This window comes from Domibacillus sp. F004 (assembly GCF_057814295.1).
In genome coordinates, this window is the sequence record NZ_JBVATB010000007.1 from 1 (window position 1) to 20492 (window position 20492).

General features: G+C 40.3%; 18 protein-coding genes and 1 rRNA gene. 11 read left to right on the forward strand and 8 right to left on the reverse strand.

Features of this window, described 5'->3' with window-relative positions; all coding sequences use genetic code 11:
• The 8 genes from ACZYRN_RS15525 to dnaA all read right to left on the reverse strand — a co-directional run.
• Positions 1–73 (reverse strand): 16S ribosomal RNA (locus ACZYRN_RS15525); the annotation flags it as partial.
• Positions 74–289: 216 nt separating this feature from the next.
• Positions 290–1369, reverse strand: coding sequence for an HD-GYP domain-containing protein (locus ACZYRN_RS15530; RefSeq protein ID WP_488912542.1), 1080 nt, complete (start codon positions 1367–1369; stop codon positions 290–292).
• A 108-nt stretch (positions 1370–1477) separates the two neighbouring features.
• Positions 1478–3946 (reverse strand): DNA gyrase subunit A, encoded by a 2469-nt coding sequence (gene gyrA, locus ACZYRN_RS15535; protein WP_488912543.1) that lies wholly within the window; start codon positions 3944–3946, stop codon positions 1478–1480.
• A gap of 198 nt (positions 3947–4144) precedes the next feature.
• Entirely contained in the window at positions 4145–6064 is a 1920-nt protein-coding gene (gyrB, locus tag ACZYRN_RS15540; protein WP_488912715.1) for a DNA topoisomerase (ATP-hydrolyzing) subunit B, read from the reverse strand.
• 38 nt (positions 6065–6102) lie between these two features.
• On the reverse strand, positions 6103–7221 hold the full coding sequence (recF, locus tag ACZYRN_RS15545) for a DNA replication/repair protein RecF (protein WP_488912544.1): 1119 nt from the start codon (positions 7219–7221) through the stop codon (positions 6103–6105).
• A gap of 26 nt (positions 7222–7247) precedes the next feature.
• Entirely contained in the window at positions 7248–7487 is a 240-nt protein-coding gene (gene yaaA / locus ACZYRN_RS15550; RefSeq protein WP_488912545.1) for a S4 domain-containing protein YaaA, read from the reverse strand.
• 106 nt (positions 7488–7593) lie between these two features.
• Positions 7594–8730 (reverse strand): DNA polymerase III subunit beta, encoded by a 1137-nt coding sequence (dnaN, locus tag ACZYRN_RS15555; protein ID WP_488912546.1) that lies wholly within the window; start codon positions 8728–8730, stop codon positions 7594–7596.
• Positions 8731–8920: 190 nt separating this feature from the next.
• Entirely contained in the window at positions 8921–10270 is a 1350-nt protein-coding gene (gene dnaA, locus ACZYRN_RS15560; RefSeq protein WP_488912547.1) for a chromosomal replication initiator protein DnaA, read from the reverse strand.
• Positions 10271–10853: 583 nt separating this feature from the next.
• Here dnaA and rpmH point away from each other — a divergent pair.
• The 11 genes from rpmH (at position 10854) to ACZYRN_RS15615 (ending at position 20380) form a co-directional block, all read left to right on the forward strand.
• The gene (gene rpmH, locus ACZYRN_RS15565; RefSeq protein ID WP_488912548.1) at positions 10854–10988 is read left to right on the forward strand and encodes a 50S ribosomal protein L34; all 135 of its coding nucleotides are present in this window, start codon (positions 10854–10856) and stop codon (positions 10986–10988) included.
• A gap of 72 nt (positions 10989–11060) precedes the next feature.
• A complete protein-coding gene (rnpA, locus tag ACZYRN_RS15570) occupies positions 11061–11396 on the forward strand; it encodes a ribonuclease P protein component (protein WP_488912549.1) in 336 nt (111 codons plus the stop codon).
• Between the two features lie 57 nt (positions 11397–11453).
• A complete protein-coding gene (gene spoIIIJ, locus ACZYRN_RS15575; RefSeq protein ID WP_488912550.1) occupies positions 11454–12203 on the forward strand; it encodes a YidC family membrane integrase SpoIIIJ in 750 nt (249 codons plus the stop codon).
• Between the two features lie 222 nt (positions 12204–12425).
• Positions 12426–13811, forward strand: coding sequence for a tRNA uridine-5-carboxymethylaminomethyl(34) synthesis GTPase MnmE (mnmE, locus tag ACZYRN_RS15580; RefSeq protein ID WP_488912551.1), 1386 nt, complete (start codon positions 12426–12428; stop codon positions 13809–13811).
• A gap of 29 nt (positions 13812–13840) precedes the next feature.
• Positions 13841–15733 carry a tRNA uridine-5-carboxymethylaminomethyl(34) synthesis enzyme MnmG gene (mnmG, locus tag ACZYRN_RS15585; protein WP_488912552.1) on the forward strand — a complete coding sequence of 631 codons (1893 nt, stop codon included), beginning with the start codon at positions 13841–13843 and terminating at the stop codon, positions 15731–15733.
• 12 nt (positions 15734–15745) lie between these two features.
• Positions 15746–16462 carry a 16S rRNA (guanine(527)-N(7))-methyltransferase RsmG gene (gene rsmG, locus ACZYRN_RS15590; RefSeq protein WP_488912553.1) on the forward strand — a complete coding sequence of 239 codons (717 nt, stop codon included), beginning with the start codon at positions 15746–15748 and terminating at the stop codon, positions 16460–16462.
• A gap of 63 nt (positions 16463–16525) precedes the next feature.
• Entirely contained in the window at positions 16526–17371 is an 846-nt protein-coding gene (gene noc, locus ACZYRN_RS15595; protein ID WP_488912554.1) for a nucleoid occlusion protein, read from the forward strand.
• A 131-nt stretch (positions 17372–17502) separates the two neighbouring features.
• A complete protein-coding gene (locus ACZYRN_RS15600; protein ID WP_488912555.1) occupies positions 17503–18264 on the forward strand; it encodes a ParA family protein in 762 nt (253 codons plus the stop codon).
• On the forward strand, positions 18257–19102 hold the full coding sequence (locus ACZYRN_RS15605; RefSeq protein ID WP_488912556.1) for a ParB/RepB/Spo0J family partition protein: 846 nt from the start codon (positions 18257–18259) through the stop codon (positions 19100–19102). Before ACZYRN_RS15600 ends, ACZYRN_RS15605 begins: the two co-directional genes overlap by 8 nt.
• 157 nt (positions 19103–19259) lie before the next feature.
• On the forward strand, positions 19260–20180 hold the full coding sequence (locus ACZYRN_RS15610) for a mechanosensitive ion channel family protein (protein WP_488912557.1): 921 nt from the start codon (positions 19260–19262) through the stop codon (positions 20178–20180).
• Positions 20180–20380, forward strand: a complete 201-nt coding sequence (locus ACZYRN_RS15615; protein WP_018395044.1) for a DUF951 domain-containing protein — start codon at positions 20180–20182, stop codon at positions 20378–20380. Before ACZYRN_RS15610 ends, ACZYRN_RS15615 begins: the two co-directional genes overlap by 1 nt.
• Positions 20381–20492: the final 112 nt, after the last annotated feature.

Here is a 20492-nt window from a genome sequence, read left to right on the forward strand (position 1 = left end):
AAGTCCGCTCGACTTGCATGTATTAGGCACGCCGCCAGCGTTCGTCCTGAGCCAGGATCAAACTCTCCAAAAAGTGTTTGACTTGCTCATTTGTTTATCTGCAGATGACGAGCATCTGCCAGATAAGATTTAAAACTAAAACGTTGACGTTTTTATTGATTTTGTTCAGTTTTCAATGTTCAATTTATTCATTTTCTGTTGTCACCATTGGGCGACTTAAATAATATACCATCGTTAAATACAAAGAGCAAGTCTTTTTTATAAAAATATAATAAAAAAACAGCCGTTTTTATTTTAACAGCTGTTTCCCTACTACTCTTTCAATGTGTAAATCTCTTCTTTTCACCAGGTCAATGACCTCCCCATTCGGTAATTCAATGATTGGTCTCGTTCGATTCATTGGATGAATGTACAATACTTTTCCTTTATTGCTGTCCGATAACTCAACTACTGTTCCCGGTACTAAATTGGCTACAATAGAAAATAGGGCATTCATAATAGATAGATCGAATTTTCCGAATAAATCCTCTTGAAGAAACTCAATCGCTTTAAAAATAGACCGTTTATTTTGAAACATTCTGTCTGTTGTTAAAGCATGATATGTATCTGCAATTCCTACAATTTGCGCCATCGGGTGTATTTTTTTCCCTGAGGCTCCCGTTGGATAACCCGAACCGTCTAGGCGTTCATGATGCTGGTAAATAGCCAGTTTCACTTCAGACTTTAACAGTTTTAGCTCTCTTACCATGCTGTAACTAGAAATCGGGTGATTTTGAATTTCTTTAAATTCTTGTTCCGTCAGGCCAGTTGTCTTACTGAAAAGAGTAGAATTAATTTTAGACATGCCAGAATCAGCAAGCACGCCAGCTAATGCTACCTGTACAATCATTCCTTTTTCATAATTCATTTTTTGCGCGATCATTCCGCATAAAATACCAAGCGATACAGTGTGATGAAATAAATAATCTTCTTTTTTTGAAAAAGACGAAATTCTATAAAGCTGCTCTGGGTTTTCAAGCATATATTTTAGAAACGGCAAAATGATCGTTCTTATCCTCGAAATTTCTACATTCATTCCTGACTGCCATTTTTGGAACTCTTCTTTTATTCCTTTAAAGGTTTTATAATACTGCTGCTCCAGCATATCAATGTTTGGACTGCTTTCTTTTAATACATCAAAATGAAGAAATGAAAGAGATTGTTCTTCGGGAGAAACAACATCAACCAATTGAATAGCGAATGCTTTTAAAAATCGAATGTGCTGTTCAGTCAAAATAGTTCCTTTTAAAATGATCGGTTGATCCGTACTCGCAAATACCGCCTCATTAACCCGCCATCCCTGTTGCAAATCCTCTACTTTCACAAACATATATCTACCCCCTTTAATTGAGTCTTTATACCTAACTATAATAAACATTATACTTAATTGATAGACAAAAAAGCACAGGAACATTAAAATCTTCCTGTGCTCGGTTTATTATTCTTCTGTTTCTGTTTCTGTTTCGACTAATTCTTCGTCTTCTTTTTCTACTTTTGCTACAGTTGCAACCATCTCTTCATTTCCAAGACGGATAAGCTTAACTCCTTGGGTACTGCGGCCGGTAATAGAGATACTGCCTACATCCATTCGGATCATGACACCGCCCATTGTAATTAGCATAAGATCCTCTTCACCTGTCACAGTCTTCACAGCAATCATCAGGCCATTCTTTTCTGTAATATTGCACGTTTTTAATCCTTTACCGCCCCGCGTTTGAATGCGATAGTCTGATTCAGGTGTTAATTTACCATATCCATTTTCAGTGACGATTAAAATATAATCGTTTTCTTCAACAAGCTCCATGCCAACTGCATGATCATCATCTGACAGTTTGATACCTCTTACACCTGTTGATGTTCTCCCCATTGAGCGGACATTATCTTCTGGAAAACGAATAAGCATTCCTTGCTTTGTTCCTATGACGATATGTTTTTGGCCGTCCGTTAATCTAACTGAGATGAGTTCATCATCTTCACGAATGTTAAGCGCAATTAAACCATTTGTGCGAATATTAGCGTAATCCATAAGCGGTGTCCGTTTCACGATTCCTTGCTTCGTTGCAAAAAACAAGAATGCTTCTTCGGTAAGCTTCTCAACAAACAACATTGAGTTAACCCATTCATCTTGATCAACACCCAGTAAGTTTACAAGTGGAATCCCTTTTGCGGTTCGGCTATATTCAGGAATTTGATACCCTTTCAGACGATATACTTTCCCTTTGTTTGTGAAAAAGAGAATAGTATCGTGGGTGGATGTTGTTAACAGTTGCTCCACAAAGTCATTTTCATTTGTACCCATTCCCTGTATACCGCGGCCACCGCGGCGCTGACTTCGGTACGTTGAAACAGGCAGACGTTTAATATAGCCTTTATGCGTTAATGTGATGATAATTTTTTCGACTGGAATTAAATCTTCGTCCATTATATCGCCAGGTGCGCCATCGGTAATTTCTGTGCGGCGCTTATCATTAAATCGCTCTTTAACTTCAGTCAGCTCTTCGCGGATGATTTCCAGTATTTTTTCTTCATTAGCCAATATTGCTTTTAATTCGGTAATGATCGCCATCAAACTTTGATATTCTTCTTCAATTTTTTCACGTTCGAGTCCTGTCAATTTCTGAAGGCGCATATCGAGAATAGCCTGGGCTTGCTTTTCTGACAAGCCAAATTGTTCAATTAATCCTACTCGTGCAAGATCCGCTGTCTGGGAACCGCGGATAAGTGAGATAATACGATCAATATGATCAAGCGCAATGCGAAGCCCTTCTAAAATATGGGCACGTGCTTCCGCTTTATTTAATTCAAACTGTGTACGACGACGAATAATTTCTTGCTGGTGAGCAAGATAATGCGTCAAACATTCTTTTAAGCTAAGTACTTTCGGATGACCATCTACAAGGGCCAGCATGTTAATACCAAAACTCGTTTGCATTGCTGTATATTTATATAAATTATTTAAAACGACACTTGCATTCGCATCGCGGCGGATTTCCATCACGATCCGCATGCCCTCACGGTCGGATTCATCGCGAAGATCAGTAATGCCATCTATTTTTTTATCGCGGACTAATTCTGCAATCCGCTCGATTAATTTTGCTTTGTTTACTTGATAGGGAATTTCATGAACGATAATCGTTTCTTTCCCATTCGCTTTTTCTTCAATGTCGGTACGGGCACGTAGGATGATAGAGCCGCGCCCTGTTTCATATGCGCGGCGAATTCCGCTTCTCCCCATTAAAATCCCAGCCGTTGGAAAATCAGGTCCAGGTATGTAGTCCATTAATTCCAGCACGGTCAACTCTGGATTTTTGCTAAGGGCAAGAAGAGCATCGATTACTTCACCAAGCTGATGTGGTGGAATATTCGTAGCCATTCCGACAGCTATTCCAGATGCACCATTTACAAGCAAATTTGGAAAACGTGCCGGCAAAACAACCGGTTCGCGTTCAGAACCGTCATAGTTATCTCTGTAATCAATTGTATCTTTATTCAAGTCACGCGTAATTTCCATCGCAATTTTTGACATGCGCGCTTCTGTATAACGCATAGCTGCCGCTGAATCCCCATCGACAGAACCAAAGTTTCCGTGTCCCTCTACAAGCATATAGCGATAGTTAAAGTCCTGCGCCATGCGCACCATTGTTTCATAAACAGCCGAATCACCGTGCGGGTGATACTTGCCAATAACGTCTCCAACGATCCGTGCTGATTTTTTGTATGCTTTATCGGCTGTCATACCAAGGTCATTCATTGCATATAAAATGCGGCGGTGCACAGGTTTCAAGCCGTCACGTACATCTGGAAGCGCCCTGGAAACGATAACGCTCATCGAATAATCTAAAAATGAAGAACGCATTTCTTGACTTATATTAATCTCTTTTACATTCGAGCGTGGCGTATCAGCCATGTAAAAATCCTCCCTTTTAAAAAAGTGGGAGCGCCCGCATTAACGGGCGCCATTTTAATTTATCCCGCATTAATAGGCAGTATAGTCTCCATAAAAGAAAGTGAAGCGGAGATCCACCACCCGTTAATGCCCGATTGTATCGGATATAGGTCACAAAGATATCGAGACAGAATGTTGTGCTCTTACCCTTTGTTTTGTTTATACATCGAGATTTTTAACATAACGTGCATTATCCTCAATAAATTTCCGGCGCGGTTCGACTTTATCGCCCATTAAAATTTCAAATGTTTCATCCGCTTCCATTGCATCTTTTAATGTTACCTGAAGCAATGTACGCCACTCTGGAGCCATCGTCGTTTCCCATAGCTGGGTCGGATTCATTTCCCCAAGACCTTTATATCGCTGTAAAGTCGGTTTGGCATTGGCAGGAAGTGAGGCCATCACTTCCTCAAGCTCATGATCATTGTAAGCATAACGAATGTGCTTTCCTTGCTGCACTTTGTATAAAGGCGGCTGTGCAATATATACATAACCGGCTTCAATTAATGGGCGCATATAGCGGAAAAAGAAAGTTAAAAGTAGTGTTCGAATATGCGCACCGTCAACATCGGCATCAGTCATAATAACTAGTTTGTGATAGCGTGCTTTTGATAGATCAAACTCTTCACTGATTCCTGTACCGAGGGCGGTGATCATCGCGCGCACTTCATTATTTGATAATATTTTATCAAGACGAGCTTTTTCAACATTCAAGATCTTCCCGCGCAGGGGTAAAATCGCCTGAAAGTGACGATCACGGCCTTGTTTCGCCGATCCACCAGCTGAATCACCTTCTACAATGTAAAGTTCACTAATTTTTGGATCACGCGATGAACAATCTGCAAGTTTGCCTGGAAGATTGGATATTTCAAGTGCACTCTTACGCCGTGTTAATTCACGCGCTTTCTTGGCCGCTAAACGGGCGCGTGCTGCCATCATCCCTTTTTCAACAATTTTGCGTGCGGTATTCGGATTTTCAAGCATAAATGTTTCAAATCGGCCTGCAAAAACAGAGTCAGTAACTGTGCGCACTTCCGAGTTGCCCAGCTTCGTTTTTGTCTGTCCTTCAAACTGTGGATCCGGGTGTTTGATCGAAACAATAGCTATTAGCCCTTCGCGAACATCTTCGCCAGATAAGTTCGTATCAATGTCTTTCATGAGGCCATGTTTGCGGGCATAGTCATTCACAACACGTGTCAGCGCCGTTTTAAAGCCGACTTCATGAGTTCCGCCTTCATGCGTATTAATATTATTTGCAAATGAATAAATGTTTCCGACATACCCGTTATTGTACTGAAGAGCCACTTCGACTTGAATACCTTCCCGCTCGCCTTCCATAAAAATTGCTTCTTCATGAAGCGCTTCTTTTGAACGGTTCAAATGCTCGACATATGACTTAATTCCACCTTCGTAGTGAAATTCCGCTTGCCTTTCTTCATCCCGTTTATCTTCAAGTGTGATTTTTAGTCCTCTATTTAAGTATGCCAGCTCGCGCAAACGCTGCGTAAGTGTATCGTAATCATATTCAAGTGTTTCGGTGAAGATTTCAGGGTCTGGACTGAAACGAATATGTGTGCCTGTCACATCCGTTTCCCCAATCACTTTCAAATCTTCTTGTGGAACACCTTTTTTAAAAGCCATATAGTGAATTTTCCCATTACGATGTACATATACTTCAAGAATCTTTGAAAGTGCGTTTACAACAGATGCTCCAACACCGTGAAGCCCACCTGATACTTTGTAACCACCACCGCCGAATTTACCGCCTGCGTGCAGAACCGTTAAAATGACTTCAACAGCCGGACGGCCCATCTTCTCTTGATTATCAACCGGGATACCTCGTCCATTATCTTTTACAGTTATACTGTTATCTTTTTCAACGATGACGTTGATTTCCGTGCAGAAGCCAGCAAGAGCTTCATCAATACTATTATCGACGATTTCCCAGACGAGGTGGTGAAGACCTCTTGCACTCGTCGAACCGATATACATACCTGGACGTTTTCGAACAGCTTCGAGTCCTTCAAGCACCTGTATTTGATTAGCGTCATAGGAAGGTGTCGTATTTTGTTGTTCCATTGTCAAATCCAGTCACCTTCTCCTTCGGTAAATTGATATTACTTTATTTGTGTAATCGCTCCGTCTGTCACATTGTAAGCGGAAGCAGCGTTTAATGTATTATGCTCAATACCATCCGTATTCGTAGTCGTCACAAATGTTTGTACTTTTCCATGAATTGTATTGAGCAAATGCGACTGACGGTAATCGTCAAGTTCAGATAATACGTCGTCAAGCAATAAAATTGGGTATTCACCGATTTCCGATTGAATTAACTCAATTTCAGCAAGCTTGATTGCAAGCGCAGTCGTTCGCTGCTGTCCTTGTGAACCGAATGTTTGAATGTTTTTATTGTTTACATAAAAAAGAAGGTCGTCCCGATGCGGTCCCGTCAACGATACACCACGATCCACCTCTTTGATGCGCCCTTTATGAAACATTTCTTCTAAAATGGACTGCATCTGTTCATCACTGTGCTCCTGTGAAACTTGTGCAGCCGGTTCATATAAAATATTTAGTGTCTCAATCCCACGTGAAATGCTGGAATGGAGCGGTTCTGCCCATTTTTGAAGCATATGAATAAACTCAAAACGCTTTTTCATCACTTTTATGGCTAGTTCAATCAATTGATCTGTCAGTACGTCAAGCATTGTATAATCTGACGCTCGTTTCGCCTGTAGTTGCCTTAAATAATGATTTCGCTGTTGCAGCACTTTATGATAAAGACTTAAATCATGTAAGTAAACAGGCGAAACCTGCCCGATCTCCATATCAATAAAACGCCTTCTTACCTGCGGGCTGCCTTTCACAAGCGTCAAATCTTCCGGCGCAAACATCACGACGTTCATATTACCGATATACTGGCTTAAACGCGTCTGTTCAAGATGATTCAGTTTCGCTTTCTTCCCTTTTTTTGAAATGATTAGTTCAAGCGGGAGTGACTGATGTTTTTTTTGCACTCTCCCTTTTATTTTAGCATACTCCGCTTCCCAGCGAATTAAATCTTTATCATTCGACGTTCTGTGTGACTTAGCCATCGCTAATACGTAAATAGACTCGATCACATTTGTTTTCCCTTGTGCATTTTCACCTATGATGACATTAACGGTATCATCGAAATCAACGAGCAATGATTCGTAATTTCGATAATGCTCCAGAGCCAGCTGTTCAATGTGCATGTATGCATAACACCTTTCTCTGACAGTTAATCGATTTCTTCGACCGATCCAAATACCACTTCATACACACCGTCCCCTGGAATTTCCACCTGGTCTCCTGCCCGCAGTTTCCGTCCTCTACGGTTATCTTCCTCGCCATTTACATACACTTCATGTTCACTTAAAAACCATTTTGCCATGCCGCCTGTTTGAATTATTCCGGCAAGCTTCAAAAATTGACCAAGCGTAATAATATCTGTATCAATACCTACTTTTTGGGTTGTCATTTTTTCTTTTCCTCCGTTCAAAAAACCAATACTTTAATTTTACTAAATAATCTTCTCAAATACAAAAAAAGCAGAGCCCACCTACTCCGCTTTTCAATTTAATTTATCAATACGTACGAACGGGTAAAATTAATTGAAGTGTCGAGTCATCATGAAGCGGACGAATGACAAATGGGCGCATGGCTCCTGTAAACTGAATATCAATTTCAGTTCCTTCAAGAGCTTTGAGTGCATCCATCATATATTTCGCACTAAATGAAATTTTCAATTCCTCTCCTTCCGTTGAAATACTGTTCACTTGCTCTGTGACTTTTCCAATTTCAGGGGAATTGGATGAAATTTCGATTTCCCCCTCTTCACTGCTGCTCATTTTCACCACATTATTCCGCCCTTCACGTGCTAAAAGCGAGGCACGATCGATAGCTTGTAAATATTCTTTCGTATTGAGTTCCATTTTTGTTTTGTACTCATCCGGAATAAGACGGCTTGTATCTGGATAATTACCTTCAAGCAAACGTGAAAAAAACAGCACATGTTTTGAACGGAAAAGTACTTGATTCTCTGTCATCACAATTTCAACCGGCTCGTTTGAATCGTCTAAAATTTTACTCAGTTCCGTTAAACTTTTCCCTGGAATAACAACATTGTACTCGCCATCAGGCAGCCCATCTGCTGACGTTTTACGCAATGCAAGACGATGACTATCTGTTGCCGTACAAATAAGTGTACCATTTTCGATTTTCCAATTGACACCTGTCAAAATCGGGCGTGTTTCAGAAGACGATACGGCAAAAACGGTTTGACGTATTAGCGTTTTGACAAGATCAGCAGGCAGCTTAAACATATTTTCATCATCGATTTGCGGCAAATGAGGATACTCATCTGCATCTTGTCCATTCAAACTAAATTCGGCATGTCCAGAACGAATGATTGTTTGGAACGATGCAGTTGTTTCAAATTCAATTGTCGATGCAGGTAGTTTTCGCACGATTTCACTAAAAAACCGCGCATTTAATACAATGCCGCCTGTTTCTTCAACGACAGCAATTGATTCTTCTCCTTCATCTTTTGGAATGAACGATTCAATTGAAATATCGGAGTCGCTACCTGTTAATGTAATCCCATCATCGGAAGCATGAATTTTAATGCCTGTCAAAATAGGAATTGTCGTTCTAGAACTTACAGCTTTTAATACATCTTGCACACTTTGAGCAAGGCGATCTTTTTGGATAGAAAATTTCATATGTACCCCTCCATAGTTATATTAAAATAATGTTTTAGTAACGATTAATCTTTTAATTATATATTAATAAAGTAATAGTCGTAGTAGTAGGGCCTGTTGATTTGTGGATAACTCATTTAAAACGAAATAAGGACAGTCTATCCACATGTGGATAGACTGTTGATAATCTTCCCATTCTATTCACAAGTTATTAAGCTTTTAAAATCGAAATAATCTCTTTTACTTTATCTTGAAGCATGGGATCTGTGTCGAGCAGTTTTGATATTTTCTCATGCGCATGAATGACTGTTGTATGATCTCGTCCGCCAAACTCTTCTCCAATTTTAGGCAATGAAAAATCCGTCAATTCACGTGAGAGGTACATCGCGATTTGTCGTGGAAAAGCGACCATTTTTGTTCGTTTTTTCGCTTTGAAATCTTCTAGCCGAATATCATACTGCTCGCCAACGACCCGTTGAATATCCGGGATCGTTACGATTTTTGGTCTCGCCCCTGGAATAATACTTTTTAACGCTTCTGCCGCTACACTTGCATTCACTTCTTTGTTGATTAGTGAAGAATAAGCCACAACTCGAATAAGTGCTCCTTCGAGTTCACGAATGTTTGTATCGATTTGGTTGGCGATATAAAGCATTACTTCATTGGGCACATCCAAGTTTTCAGCACGTGCCTTTTTACGTAAAATAGCTATTCTCGTTTCTAAATCTGGAGGTGTAATATCAGTAATAAGTCCCCATTCAAAGCGTGAACGAAGGCGGTCTTCAAGCGTCGGAATTTCTTTTGGAGGCCGGTCACTTGAAATGATGATTTGCTTGCTCTCCTCATGCAGCGTATTAAACGTGTGAAAAAATTCCTCTTGTGTTTGTTCTTTTCCAGCTAAAAATTGAATATCATCAATAAGAAGTACGTCTACACCCCGGTACTTATTTCGAAATTCTACGGCTTTATTGTCACGGATGGAGTTAATAAATTCGTTTGTGAACTTTTCTGATGATAAATAAACAACTTTTGCTCCGGGATTATGCTCAATTACATAGTGGCCGATTGCATGCATTAAGTGTGTTTTTCCAAGCCCAACACCCCCGTAAATAAAGAGTGGATTATAGGCTTTAGCAGGTGCTTCTGCCACCGCAAGAGAAGCGGCATGGGCAAAACGGTTACCCGATCCGATAACGAATGTTTCAAATGTATATTTGGGATTTAGCATGCTTTGAATAGTATCCTGTCCGTTGATTTTTTGATTTTTATGTTCTGTTTTATGTTTTGGAGGTTCATATGCATCGAAATCATGGACGTCTGGAGAAATAAAGTAAACATCGAGCTTTTCTCCCGTTAAATCGCCAATGATATCAGACATAAGATGTGTGTAATGCCCTTCGAGCCAGTCTCTATTAAAAAAATTGGGGGCTGCAACAACAATAGCATCCCCGTGAAGAGAATGAGCTTTTGTCGACTTTACCCAAGTGTCGTAGCTTGGTTTGCTTATTCTCGCTTGAATGCTCTCAAGTACTTTATTCCAGAGATCATCTATATTTTCCATGGGGCACCTTCTTTCTCGTTCCTAGCATATCTTGTTTAATGATTGTACAACATAAAAAAGGATGTATTCATAATTATACATGACATTGATTGTGAATAAATATATAATAGGATAAAAGTGGTTTTTCGACAAAACCCACACTCTGTAGATAAAGTTAAAAACAACATGTATATAGTTTTTCCACAGTCTATCCACATCTGTGGATAAATTTTGTCTATAAATAAGTTATTCAGAGTGAAAACAAAATAATGATAGCAGAAATAATGAGTAGTTGCAATGATTGGAATGGATTATCCACAGGATGAGAAGTGCTGTTTAAAACATTGTCCACAGGGTGAGGACTTGTGAAGATTGATAGGAAGAAGCTGTGGATAATCAAAAGTGCGATTAAATACTATCCACAATACGAGAACATTCAACAAAATATGCATACTGTATAATTGAATTCCACATAGAAAAGACAGTAAAAAAAGTAGATCAAACCCGTTTTTAAAATTCAGTTGACAATATAGACCTACATACTTATAATTGAAAAAGACTGTTTTAAAAAATGAATTTGAAAACCTCAGGGAGGTGTTTTAATATGAAAAGAACGTTCCAGCCTAACAGACGTAAAAGAAGTAAAGTTCACGGTTTCCGTGCACGTATGAGTTCTAAAAATGGCCGCCGCATTATCGCGAGCCGTCGTGCAAAAGGCAGAAAAGTACTATCTGCATAAGACCACTGACCATTTCAGTGGTCTTTTTTTCTAAAATCATTGTGCGAATGAAAGAAATAGCAGGTGTTATAGATGAAAAAATCATTTCGAATAAAAAAAAATGACGAGTTTCAAACGGTCTTTAGTAAAGGAAAATCGTTTGCGAATCGCCAGTTTGTCGTTTATATGTATAAGAAAAAACAAAATGTTCCCTTTCGCATTGGTCTGTCTGTTAGCAAAAAAATAGGGAACGCTGTTGTCCGCAATCGAATTAAGCGATACATAAGACAAAGTTTCGCGGAGCTAAAGGCAGATGTCGCACCAGGTTATGAATTCATCATTATAGCGAGAAAACCGGCCGCGGAGATGACCTGCAATGAAGTGAAAAGCAGTCTCATGCATGTATTGAAATTGGCCAAAGCGCTATAAGCAAAACGATTGAAAAAGTGAAATAAAGAGTAAGTTAATGAAAGGGGGCATAACAGTTTGAGTAAAAAAACGCTTTCAATCCTCATTCTAGCTCTTTTTTCCACTATCCTCGCTGGCTGTACAGAAATCAATCAAGAAATTACAGCGGACAGTGAAGGATTTTGGAATGAGTATATTATTTACCCGCTCTCACTATTTATTACGAAAACAGCTGAAGTCGTTGGCGGGTATGGATTAGCAATCGTTTTTGTAACGATCGTCATCCGGATTATTATTTTGCCGCTTATGATCAAGCAGACAAGAAGTGCTAAAGCAATGCAGCTGCTTCAACCGGAAATCGCAAAGCTTAAAGAAAAATACAAGTCAAAAGACGCACAAACCCAGCAAAAACTGCAACAGGAAACGATGGCACTTTTTCAAACACATGGTATTAATCCAGTTGCGGGCTGTTTTCCAATTATCATTCAAATGCCAATTATTATCGGTCTCTATCAAGCTATTATGAGAACAGGAGAAATTAAAAATCATACATTTCTTTGGTTTGATCTTGGCTCACCTGACATTATTTTGTCAGTACTTGCTGGTGTCTTTACATTCTTCCAGCAAAAATTGATGATGGCTGGAACAGCGAATCAAAATCCGCAGATGGCAATGATGCTTTGGCTTATGCCGGTTATGATTATTGTCTTCGGAATTACGCTCCCGGCAGCCCTTTCATTATATTGGGTTGTGGGCAGTATTTTTATGATTATTCAAACACTCATTATTAATGGACCAAATAAACTAAAAAACTCATCTACTTCATAACAAAAAGACATTGTCTAAATAGACAATGTCTTTTTGTTATGAAGAAAAAGGGAAATCATTCCTTTTTGAAATACTTACTTAAAGTTATCAACATGTGGATGAATTTCGTCTTTTTTTCCCCAACTTGTTATGGTATTCTATTTATTTAGGGAATGAAATTGAAGCCAATGGGCTGTCATAGATAAAAAATTGTTAAAAAGCAAACGGAGAGGGTGAAATTGAGTGGAATTTGATACAATCGCAGCCATTTCGACACCGTCTGGTGAGGGAGCGATCGCGATCGTGCGTTTAAGCGGCAACGCGGCCATTCCAATTGCCGATAAGGTATTTCGTGCACCAGGAAATAAAACGTTATCCACAGTACCAACTCATACAATTCATTACGGTCATCTAATTGATCCATCCACAGGGCATAATGTGGAAGAAGTGATGATTTCTGTAATGAAAGGGCCAAAAACTTTTACACGTGAAGATGTTATTGAAATCAATTGTCATGGGGGGATGACCGTAGTTAACCGTGTATTACAAATTGTGTTGAATGAAGGAGCACGTCTTGCTGAACCAGGGGAATTCACAAAGCGTGCTTTTTTGAACGGCCGAATTGATTTGTCACAGGCGGAAGCGGTAATGGATCTGATCCGTGCAAAAACAGATAAAGCGATGAATGTTGCACTTAATCAAGTAGAAGGTCGTCTATCTAAGTTCATTCAAAAATTGCGTCAAGAAATATTGGAAACACTTGCTCATGTAGAGGTGAACATTGATTATCCTGAATATGATGACGTGGAAGAAATGGCTCACGACACACTTCTTGAGAAGTCACGTTTTGTTCAAATGGAGATTGAAAACCTTTTGAAGACAGCGGAACAGGGGAAAGTGCTGCGTGAAGGATTGTCCACAGTTATTATTGGACGGCCGAACGTGGGGAAATCTTCTTTGCTAAATACACTTGTTCAAGAAAATAAAGCGATTGTAACTGATATACCAGGTACAACACGTGATATTATTGAGGAATACGTAAACGTACGCGGTGTGCCGCTTAAACTTATTGATACAGCCGGTATCCGGGAAACAGAAGATATTGTTGAGCGAATTGGTGTCGAGCGATCGCGTCAAGTGCTAGCAAAAGCGGACTTAATTTTACTTATGCTTAATTATTCAGATGAATTAACGGTTGAAGATGAAGCACTGTTTAAAGTGATCAATACGATGAATGCAATTATCATCGTCAATAAAACAGATTTGCCGCCGAAACTGAATATGAATCATGTGAAAGAATTGGCAAAAGAAAAGACGATCCTAACAACCTCACTGCTTGCAGAACAAGGAATTGATGCACTTGAAGAAGCAATTGCTGCGTTATTTTTTTCCGGTGTTGTCGGTGCACAGGATATGACGTACGTGTCAAACTCACGTCACATTGCTTTACTGAAACAGGCGTATTCATCGATTACAGATGCCATTAATGGGGCAGAATCAAATGTGCCAATTGATATTATTCAAATAGATTTAACAAGAACGTGGGAACTGCTTGGTGAAATTATAGGTGAAAGTGTGCAGGACGGTTTAATTAATCAACTGTTTTCACAGTTTTGTCTTGGGAAATAAATCGAGAAATAGGAAGGAAGAAATAGGATATGAAACAATATGCAGCAGGAGAGTATGACGTTATTGTCATTGGAGCTGGCCATGCAGGTGTAGAAGCGGGGCTGGCTTCAGCGCGTCTTGGTGCAAAAACGCTCATGATTACACTCAATCTTGATATGATTGCGTATATGCCATGTAACCCGTCTATCGGTGGACCAGCCAAGGGTGTAGTTGTAAGGGAAATTGATGCACTTGGGGGCGAAATGGGGAAAAATATTGATAAAACGCATATTCAGATGCGTCTTTTAAATACAGGAAAAGGACCTGCTGTGCGTGCGCTGCGTGCACAGGCAGATAAAGTGCTGTATCAGCAAGAAATGAAAAAAACAATTGAGATGGAACCAAATATAAAAATCATGCAAGGAAAAGTAGAAACGTTAATCGTAGAGGATGGTGTGTGTCGCGGTGTCATTACACAAACGGGCGCACGTTATGAAGCAAAAGCGGTGATCATAACGACAGGTACATTTTTGCGTGGTGAAATTATCATTGGTGAGTTGAAATATTCCAGCGGCCCGAATAATCAACAGCCTTCCATTCGCTTGTCTGAACATTTACAAGAACTTGGATTTGAAATGAAGCGATTTAAAACGGGCACACCTCCACGTGTCAATAGCCTGACAATCGATTATTCAAAAACAGAAATCCAGCCAGGTGACGATGTACCACGTGCATTCAGTTATGAAACAACTAAGTTTATTACAGATCAAATGCCGTGCTGGCTCACGTATACAAGTCCTGAAACACATCGCATAATTAATGCCAATTTGCACCGTTCGCCGATGCACTCAGGAATGATTGACGGAACGGGCACGAAATACTGTCCGTCAATTGAAGATAAAATTGTCCGTTTTAATGATAAACCGCGTCATCAAATTTTCCTTGAGCCAGAAGGAAGAAACACAGAAGAAGTATATGTGCAAGGTATGTCTTCGAGTCTTCCTGAAGAAGTGCAGATGGAAATGGTTCGGAGTGTTCCAGGTCTGGAAAAAGCAGAAATAATGCGTGCAGGCTATGCTATTGAATATGATGCAATCGTTCCTAATCAGCTTTGGCCAACGCTTGAAACAAAGCGCGTAAAGCATCTGTATACAGCAGGTCAAATTAATGGGACATCTGGATATGAAGAAGCAGCCGCGCAAGGTTTAATGGCAGGGATTAATGCAGGATGCAGCGTGCTTGGTAAGGAAGAAGTTATTTTGAATCGTTCTGATGCGTACATCGGCGTATTAATTGATGACCTTGTGACAAAAGGAACGACAGAACCGTACCGTTTGCTCACGTCACGTGCGGAACATCGGCTATTGCTTCGTCACGATAATGCAGACATGCGCTTAACGGAGATTGGATATAACACCGGTCTTATCTCTGAAGCACGTTATCACCGTTTCATGGCGAAAAAAGAAGCCATTGTCAAGGAACTTGAACGATTAAAAGTAACGATGATTAAGCCGAATGAACACACACAAACCATTATTCGGAAAGCGGGGGGAAGTGAACTAAAAGACGGCATTCGTGCTGCAGACCTGCTTCGCCGGACTGAAATGACATATGAACATATTAAACTGCTCGCACCGCCAGAAATTCCACTCAGTGCCGACGAAGAAGAGCAGATTGAAATTCAAGTAAAATACGAAGGCTACATTGAAAAATCACTTCAGCAGGTAGAGCGTGTGAAAAAAATGGAGAATAAAAAAATTCCAGCCGACATTGATTATGACAAAATTACAAATATCGCGAATGAAGCTCGTACGAATTTAAAGTTAGTACGCCCGTTGTCCATTGCACAGGCTTCACGTATTTCAGGCGTCAATCCAGCCGACATCTCTATTTTGCTCGTCTATCTAGAACAAGGCCGTGTCGCACGGACCGGAAGTGAATAAGGAAGGGATCATATGAAAATCGATCAATTTCAATCAGAACTCACAGAAAAGGGAATTACTCTATCAAATGAGCAAATGAATCAGTTTCAGCATTACTATGAACTGCTTATCGAGTGGAACGAAAAAATGAATTTAACAGCTATTACAGAGCAGGAAGATGTATATGTAAAGCATTTTTTTGACTCATTAACAGCAGCGATGTATGTCGATTTAACGAAGCCACTCCGCGTCTGTGATATAGGTGCGGGAGCCGGTTTTCCAAGCATTCCGCTAAAAATCGCTTTTCCTAAGCTTGATGTGACGATTATAGATTCGCTTAATAAACGAATTACCTTTTTAAATCATCTTGCTTCAGATTTGAAACTGGAACATGTTCACTTTGTCCATGGCCGGGCCGAAGAAATGGGACAAAATCCGGCACATCGTGAACAGTATGACATTGTCACAGCACGTGCAGTTGCTCGTATGTCCGTTTTAACGGAGCTGTGCCTTCCATATGTAAAAACAGGCGGCGCCTTTATTGCTATGAAAGCAGCAAGCGCTGCTGATGAAATGGAGAAAGCGTCAAGAGCAATTGCGGTTCTTGGGGGGAAAACGGAAGATATTTTTTCATTTCGACTACCTGTAGAAGAAAGCGAGCGAACCATTATTGTGATTCGTAAAGAAAAAGAAACACCGAAAAAATATCCGCGCAAACCGGGTACCCCAAATAAAGCACCAATTGAATAATGATAGCAGGAACAGAACGTATCGTGGCGAATACTATTTTCAGATGGAGAAGGTGGTGTAGTCATGAAGGATTCTTTTTCCCGTATATTTGGAGGGAAGAGTGAGTTATCACCTGCTGTAGAAACAATGCCAGCAGATGAAGTAAGAGAACTTGCTGTGGAGTGGATCGAACCAAATCGATTTCAGCCGCGTGTTGTCTTTCAAGAAGAAAAAATTCATGAGCTTGCGTCAACGATTGCCGTACACGGCATGATTCAGCCGATTGTCGTTCGTCAGCTAGAAGAAGACCGCTATGAAATTATTTCAGGCGAAAGACGATACAGAGCGGCAATAAGTCTGGGCCATTCCGCCGTTCCGGTCATCATTCGTTCATTTACAGATGAACAAACAGCATCTGCTGCTTTAATTGAAAATGTGCAGCGTGAAGACTTATCGCCGATTGAAGAAGCGATTGCTTATAAAAAACTGCTTGATTTAAGCGAGCTGACACAGCAATCACTTGCAGCTACGATCGGGAAGAGTCAATCGTTTATTGCGAATAAGCTTCGTCTGCTAAAGCTGCCGGAGGATGTGCAGCAAGCGATTGCCGAGAAACAGATTACAGAAAGACATGCACGCGCTTTGCTCCCACTTAAACAGCCACAGCTGCAAAGTGAATTACTGCAAATCATACAAACTAAACAGTTAAACGTGAAGCAGACAGAAGACCGCGTAATAAAAATGCTTGAAAAAGCACAGCCGAAACCACGTAAAAAAGCGATCAGCCGTGATATTCGTATTGCAGTTAACACGATCCGGCAGTCGCTCTCGCTCGTTCAGCAAAGTGGTATTAATGTGGAACAGTCAGAAGAAGAAAGTGATGAATTTTATCGAATTACGATTCAAATACCGAAAAAACCAAAACAATGACGAAAAAAAGCCTTTTTTGCTAATCACTCAGTCAAAAACGGCTTTTTTCTTATGGAAAAAAGGCAAAGTTGTAGTTGTTTTGTTAAAATAAGAACTAGGCAACATGGATAGATGAAAGCAGGTGAGTTCTATTGGGAAAAGTAATTGCAATTGCCAATCAAAAGGGTGGCGTAGGGAAAACAACAACATCTGTTAATCTAGGGGCTTCTCTTGCCTCATTGAAAAAGAAAGTTATGCTTCTTGATATTGATCCTCAAGGCAATGCGACGAGTGGTATTGGTATCGAAAAAAACAGTGTTGAACAATGTATTTATGATGTTCTGATCGATGATGTAGAACTGGCAGATGTTATAAAATCGACCACAACGGAAGGGATGTACTCCGTTCCAGCTACGATTGCACTGGCGGGAGCAGAAATTGAGCTTGTGTCCGTCAGCGCACGTGAAAAGCGGCTTAAGCAAGCGCTTGAACCACTTCGTGATAGTTTTGATTACATAATAATAGACTGCCCGCCATCGCTAGGATTATTAACGATTAATGCATTAACGGCGGCTGACTCAGTTTTAATACCTGTTCAATGTGAATATTATGCTCTTGAAGGGTTAAATCAGTTGTTAAACACTGTGAGTCTCGTTCAAAAGCATTTAAACAAAGATTTATATATTGAAGGCGTATTGCTTACGATGTTTGACGCAAGAACCAATTTGAGTATTCAAGTCGTAGAGGAAGTAAAAAAGTATTTTCGGGATAAAGTGTATCAAACTATTATTCCACGCAATGTACGCTTGAGTGAGGCACCAAGTCACGGAAAAGCAGTTATGCATTACGATGCTCGTTCACGCGGGGCAGAAGTGTATCTTGATTTTGCGAAAGAGGTGGTAGTAAGTGGCTAAAGGGCTTGGAAAAGGGTTGGATGCACTTTTTAAAGATTTGGGACCCGATAATAATACTTCTGTTCAGGATATTTCCATTAAAGACATCCGCCCAAATCCGCATCAGCCAAGGAAGTTTTTTAATGAAGAAGCAATTGAAGAACTTAAAAAGTCTATTCAATTACATGGCATTATGCAGCCAATCATGCTTCGGAAAAGTATTAAAGGCTATGAAATTGTCGCTGGCGAGCGTCGTTACCGTGCTGCAAAAGCTGCTGGATTGGCAGAAGTACCGGCTGTTGTAAAAGAATTGACGGAAGAACAGATGGTAGAACTCGCGCTTATTGAAAATTTGCAGCGTGAAGATTTAACCGTTATGGAAGAAGCAGCGGCATATCAAATGGCTATTGAGAAGTTAAACGTGACACAGGCGGAGCTTGCCGAGCGAGTCGGGAAAAGCCGCCCTCACATTGCAAACTATGTCCGTTTGCTTGGATTGCCAGATGCAATTCAACTTTATATTGCTGAAGGAAAGCTTACAATGGGACATGCCCGCGCACTTCTTGGTGTGAAAGAAAAGGATAAACAAAATGAAATAGCACAAAAAGCGGTATATGAAGGTTGGACGGTGCGTCAGCTGGAAAACTGGATTCGCAAACTAAGTGAAAATGTTTCACGTGAAACAAAAAAAGTAAAAAAAGATTTGTTTATCATTGACCGGGAAGAAGCCTTGCGTGAACGTTTTGGAACATCTGTGCAAATCCGCCAGTCAAAAAGTGGTGAAAAAGGAAAAATTGAAATTGAATACATGTCTATTGATGATTTGAACCGTATATTAGAAATGCTCAACCAAGAGTGACGATGAAGGGATGGATGGTGTGAAAAGATTTGTTCTTCCTTCTTGTCTACTACGAGCCGAAACAATCAAAACAAAGCGCATAGCTGTAAATGAGCATCTGATCCTGTTAAAATAGTGACAGCTTAAGAAGAAGAGCAGGAGAGGGAGGGCTTTTGTTTTGAAAGAACCATCATTATCAACGTATCAGCGCGCTCTCGAAAAGTTGTGGGCTAAATTTACGAATGAAGAGACGTGGCTTGCGTTTGGCGAAGGAACAATTAAGATTATATTAACGATTCTCGCCGCTATGCTCATTGTGAAAGTTGGCAAATTAGCGGTTCGTAACTTTTTTATCATTCGTTCGAAAGCGCCACTTACATTTTCAGAGCGACGCGAAAATACACTTTTAAAATTAATTGAAAATGTATTGGCATACGTCGTCTACTTTATTGCGCTTGTTAATGTATTGGCCATTTTATCATTTGACGTAAAAGGATTAATTGCCGGTGCTGGTGTACTTGGTTTAGCGATTGGTTTTGGGGCACAAAACTTGGTACGTGACGTTATTACCGGCTTCTTTATTATTTTTGAAGACCAGTTTTCCGTTGGTGATGTTGTCCGCATTGGCCAGTTTGAAGGAACGGTTGAAGAAATTGGGCTGCGCACGACGAAAATTAAAAATTGGACAGGCGAGCTACATATTTTACCAAATGGAAGCATCGTTGAAGTAACGAATTTTTCGCTTCACAATAGCGTAGCTGTCGTTGATGTGAGCATTGCTTATGAAGAAAATATTGCAGAAGCAGAACAGGTTATTGGCGAATTGCTCGAAACGCTTCAAGCAAAATATCCAGAAATCGTTGAAACCCCCAAACTATTAGGTATTCAAATGCTCGCTGCATCGGATGTAACGCTCCGAATCACAGCGGAAACAACACCGATGAATCACTATTATGTTGCCCGCATGATTCGGAAAGATATAAAATTATGCTTAGATGAACATGGCATTGAAATTCCGTATCCGCGTATGGTTATGTATTCGAAGACAGATGAGCCGGAAACGGAACAGAAGAAGTCCAAAAGCGGGGGGACAGGTTAATGGAAGAGAAACAATTTGAATTAAATGACGTGGTGGAAATGAAAAAACCCCATCCATGCGGCACGAATCGCTGGAAAATTATCCGCCTTGGTATGGATATCCGCATTAAATGTGAAGGATGCGGCCACAGTGTCATGCTGCCACGCCGTGAATTTGCGAAAAAAATGAAAAAAGTACTCGAACAGAGCAGCGGCGAATGAGCCGCTCTTTTTTTGTGAAATTGCCTTTTTTCCTCTCAGTCCATATAATAGGGAAAGGTTGAAAAAATATTTTTGTTCGTAGGCTCGCAGAAAGCGGGTTACGAAGGGATTG

Coding starts and splice junctions, on each gene's coding strand:
- mnmG (WP_488912552.1), top strand. CDS start 13,841: ATGAAACAATATGCAGCAGGAGAGTATGACGTTATTGTCATTGGAGCT.
- yaaA (WP_488912545.1), bottom strand. CDS start 7,487: ATGACAACCCAAAAAGTAGGTATTGATACAGATATTATTACGCTTGGT.
- ACZYRN_RS15530 (WP_488912542.1), bottom strand. CDS start 1,369: ATGTTTGTGAAAGTAGAGGATTTGCAACAGGGATGGCGGGTTAATGAG.
- ACZYRN_RS15615 (WP_018395044.1), top strand. CDS start 20,180: ATGGAAGAGAAACAATTTGAATTAAATGACGTGGTGGAAATGAAAAAA.
- dnaN (WP_488912546.1), bottom strand. CDS start 8,730: ATGAAATTTTCTATCCAAAAAGATCGCCTTGCTCAAAGTGTGCAAGAT.
- dnaA (WP_488912547.1), bottom strand. CDS start 10,270: ATGGAAAATATAGATGATCTCTGGAATAAAGTACTTGAGAGCATTCAA.
- gyrA (WP_488912543.1), bottom strand. CDS start 3,946: ATGGCTGATACGCCACGCTCGAATGTAAAAGAGATTAATATAAGTCAA.
- noc (WP_488912554.1), top strand. CDS start 16,526: ATGAAGGATTCTTTTTCCCGTATATTTGGAGGGAAGAGTGAGTTATCA.
- gyrB (WP_488912715.1), bottom strand. CDS start 6,064: ATGGAACAACAAAATACGACACCTTCCTATGACGCTAATCAAATACAG.
- rnpA (WP_488912549.1), top strand. CDS start 11,061: ATGAAAAAATCATTTCGAATAAAAAAAAATGACGAGTTTCAAACGGTC.
- rsmG (WP_488912553.1), top strand. CDS start 15,746: ATGAAAATCGATCAATTTCAATCAGAACTCACAGAAAAGGGAATTACT.
- rpmH (WP_488912548.1), top strand. CDS start 10,854: ATGAAAAGAACGTTCCAGCCTAACAGACGTAAAAGAAGTAAAGTTCAC.
- recF (WP_488912544.1), bottom strand. CDS start 7,221: ATGCACATTGAACAGCTGGCTCTGGAGCATTATCGAAATTACGAATCA.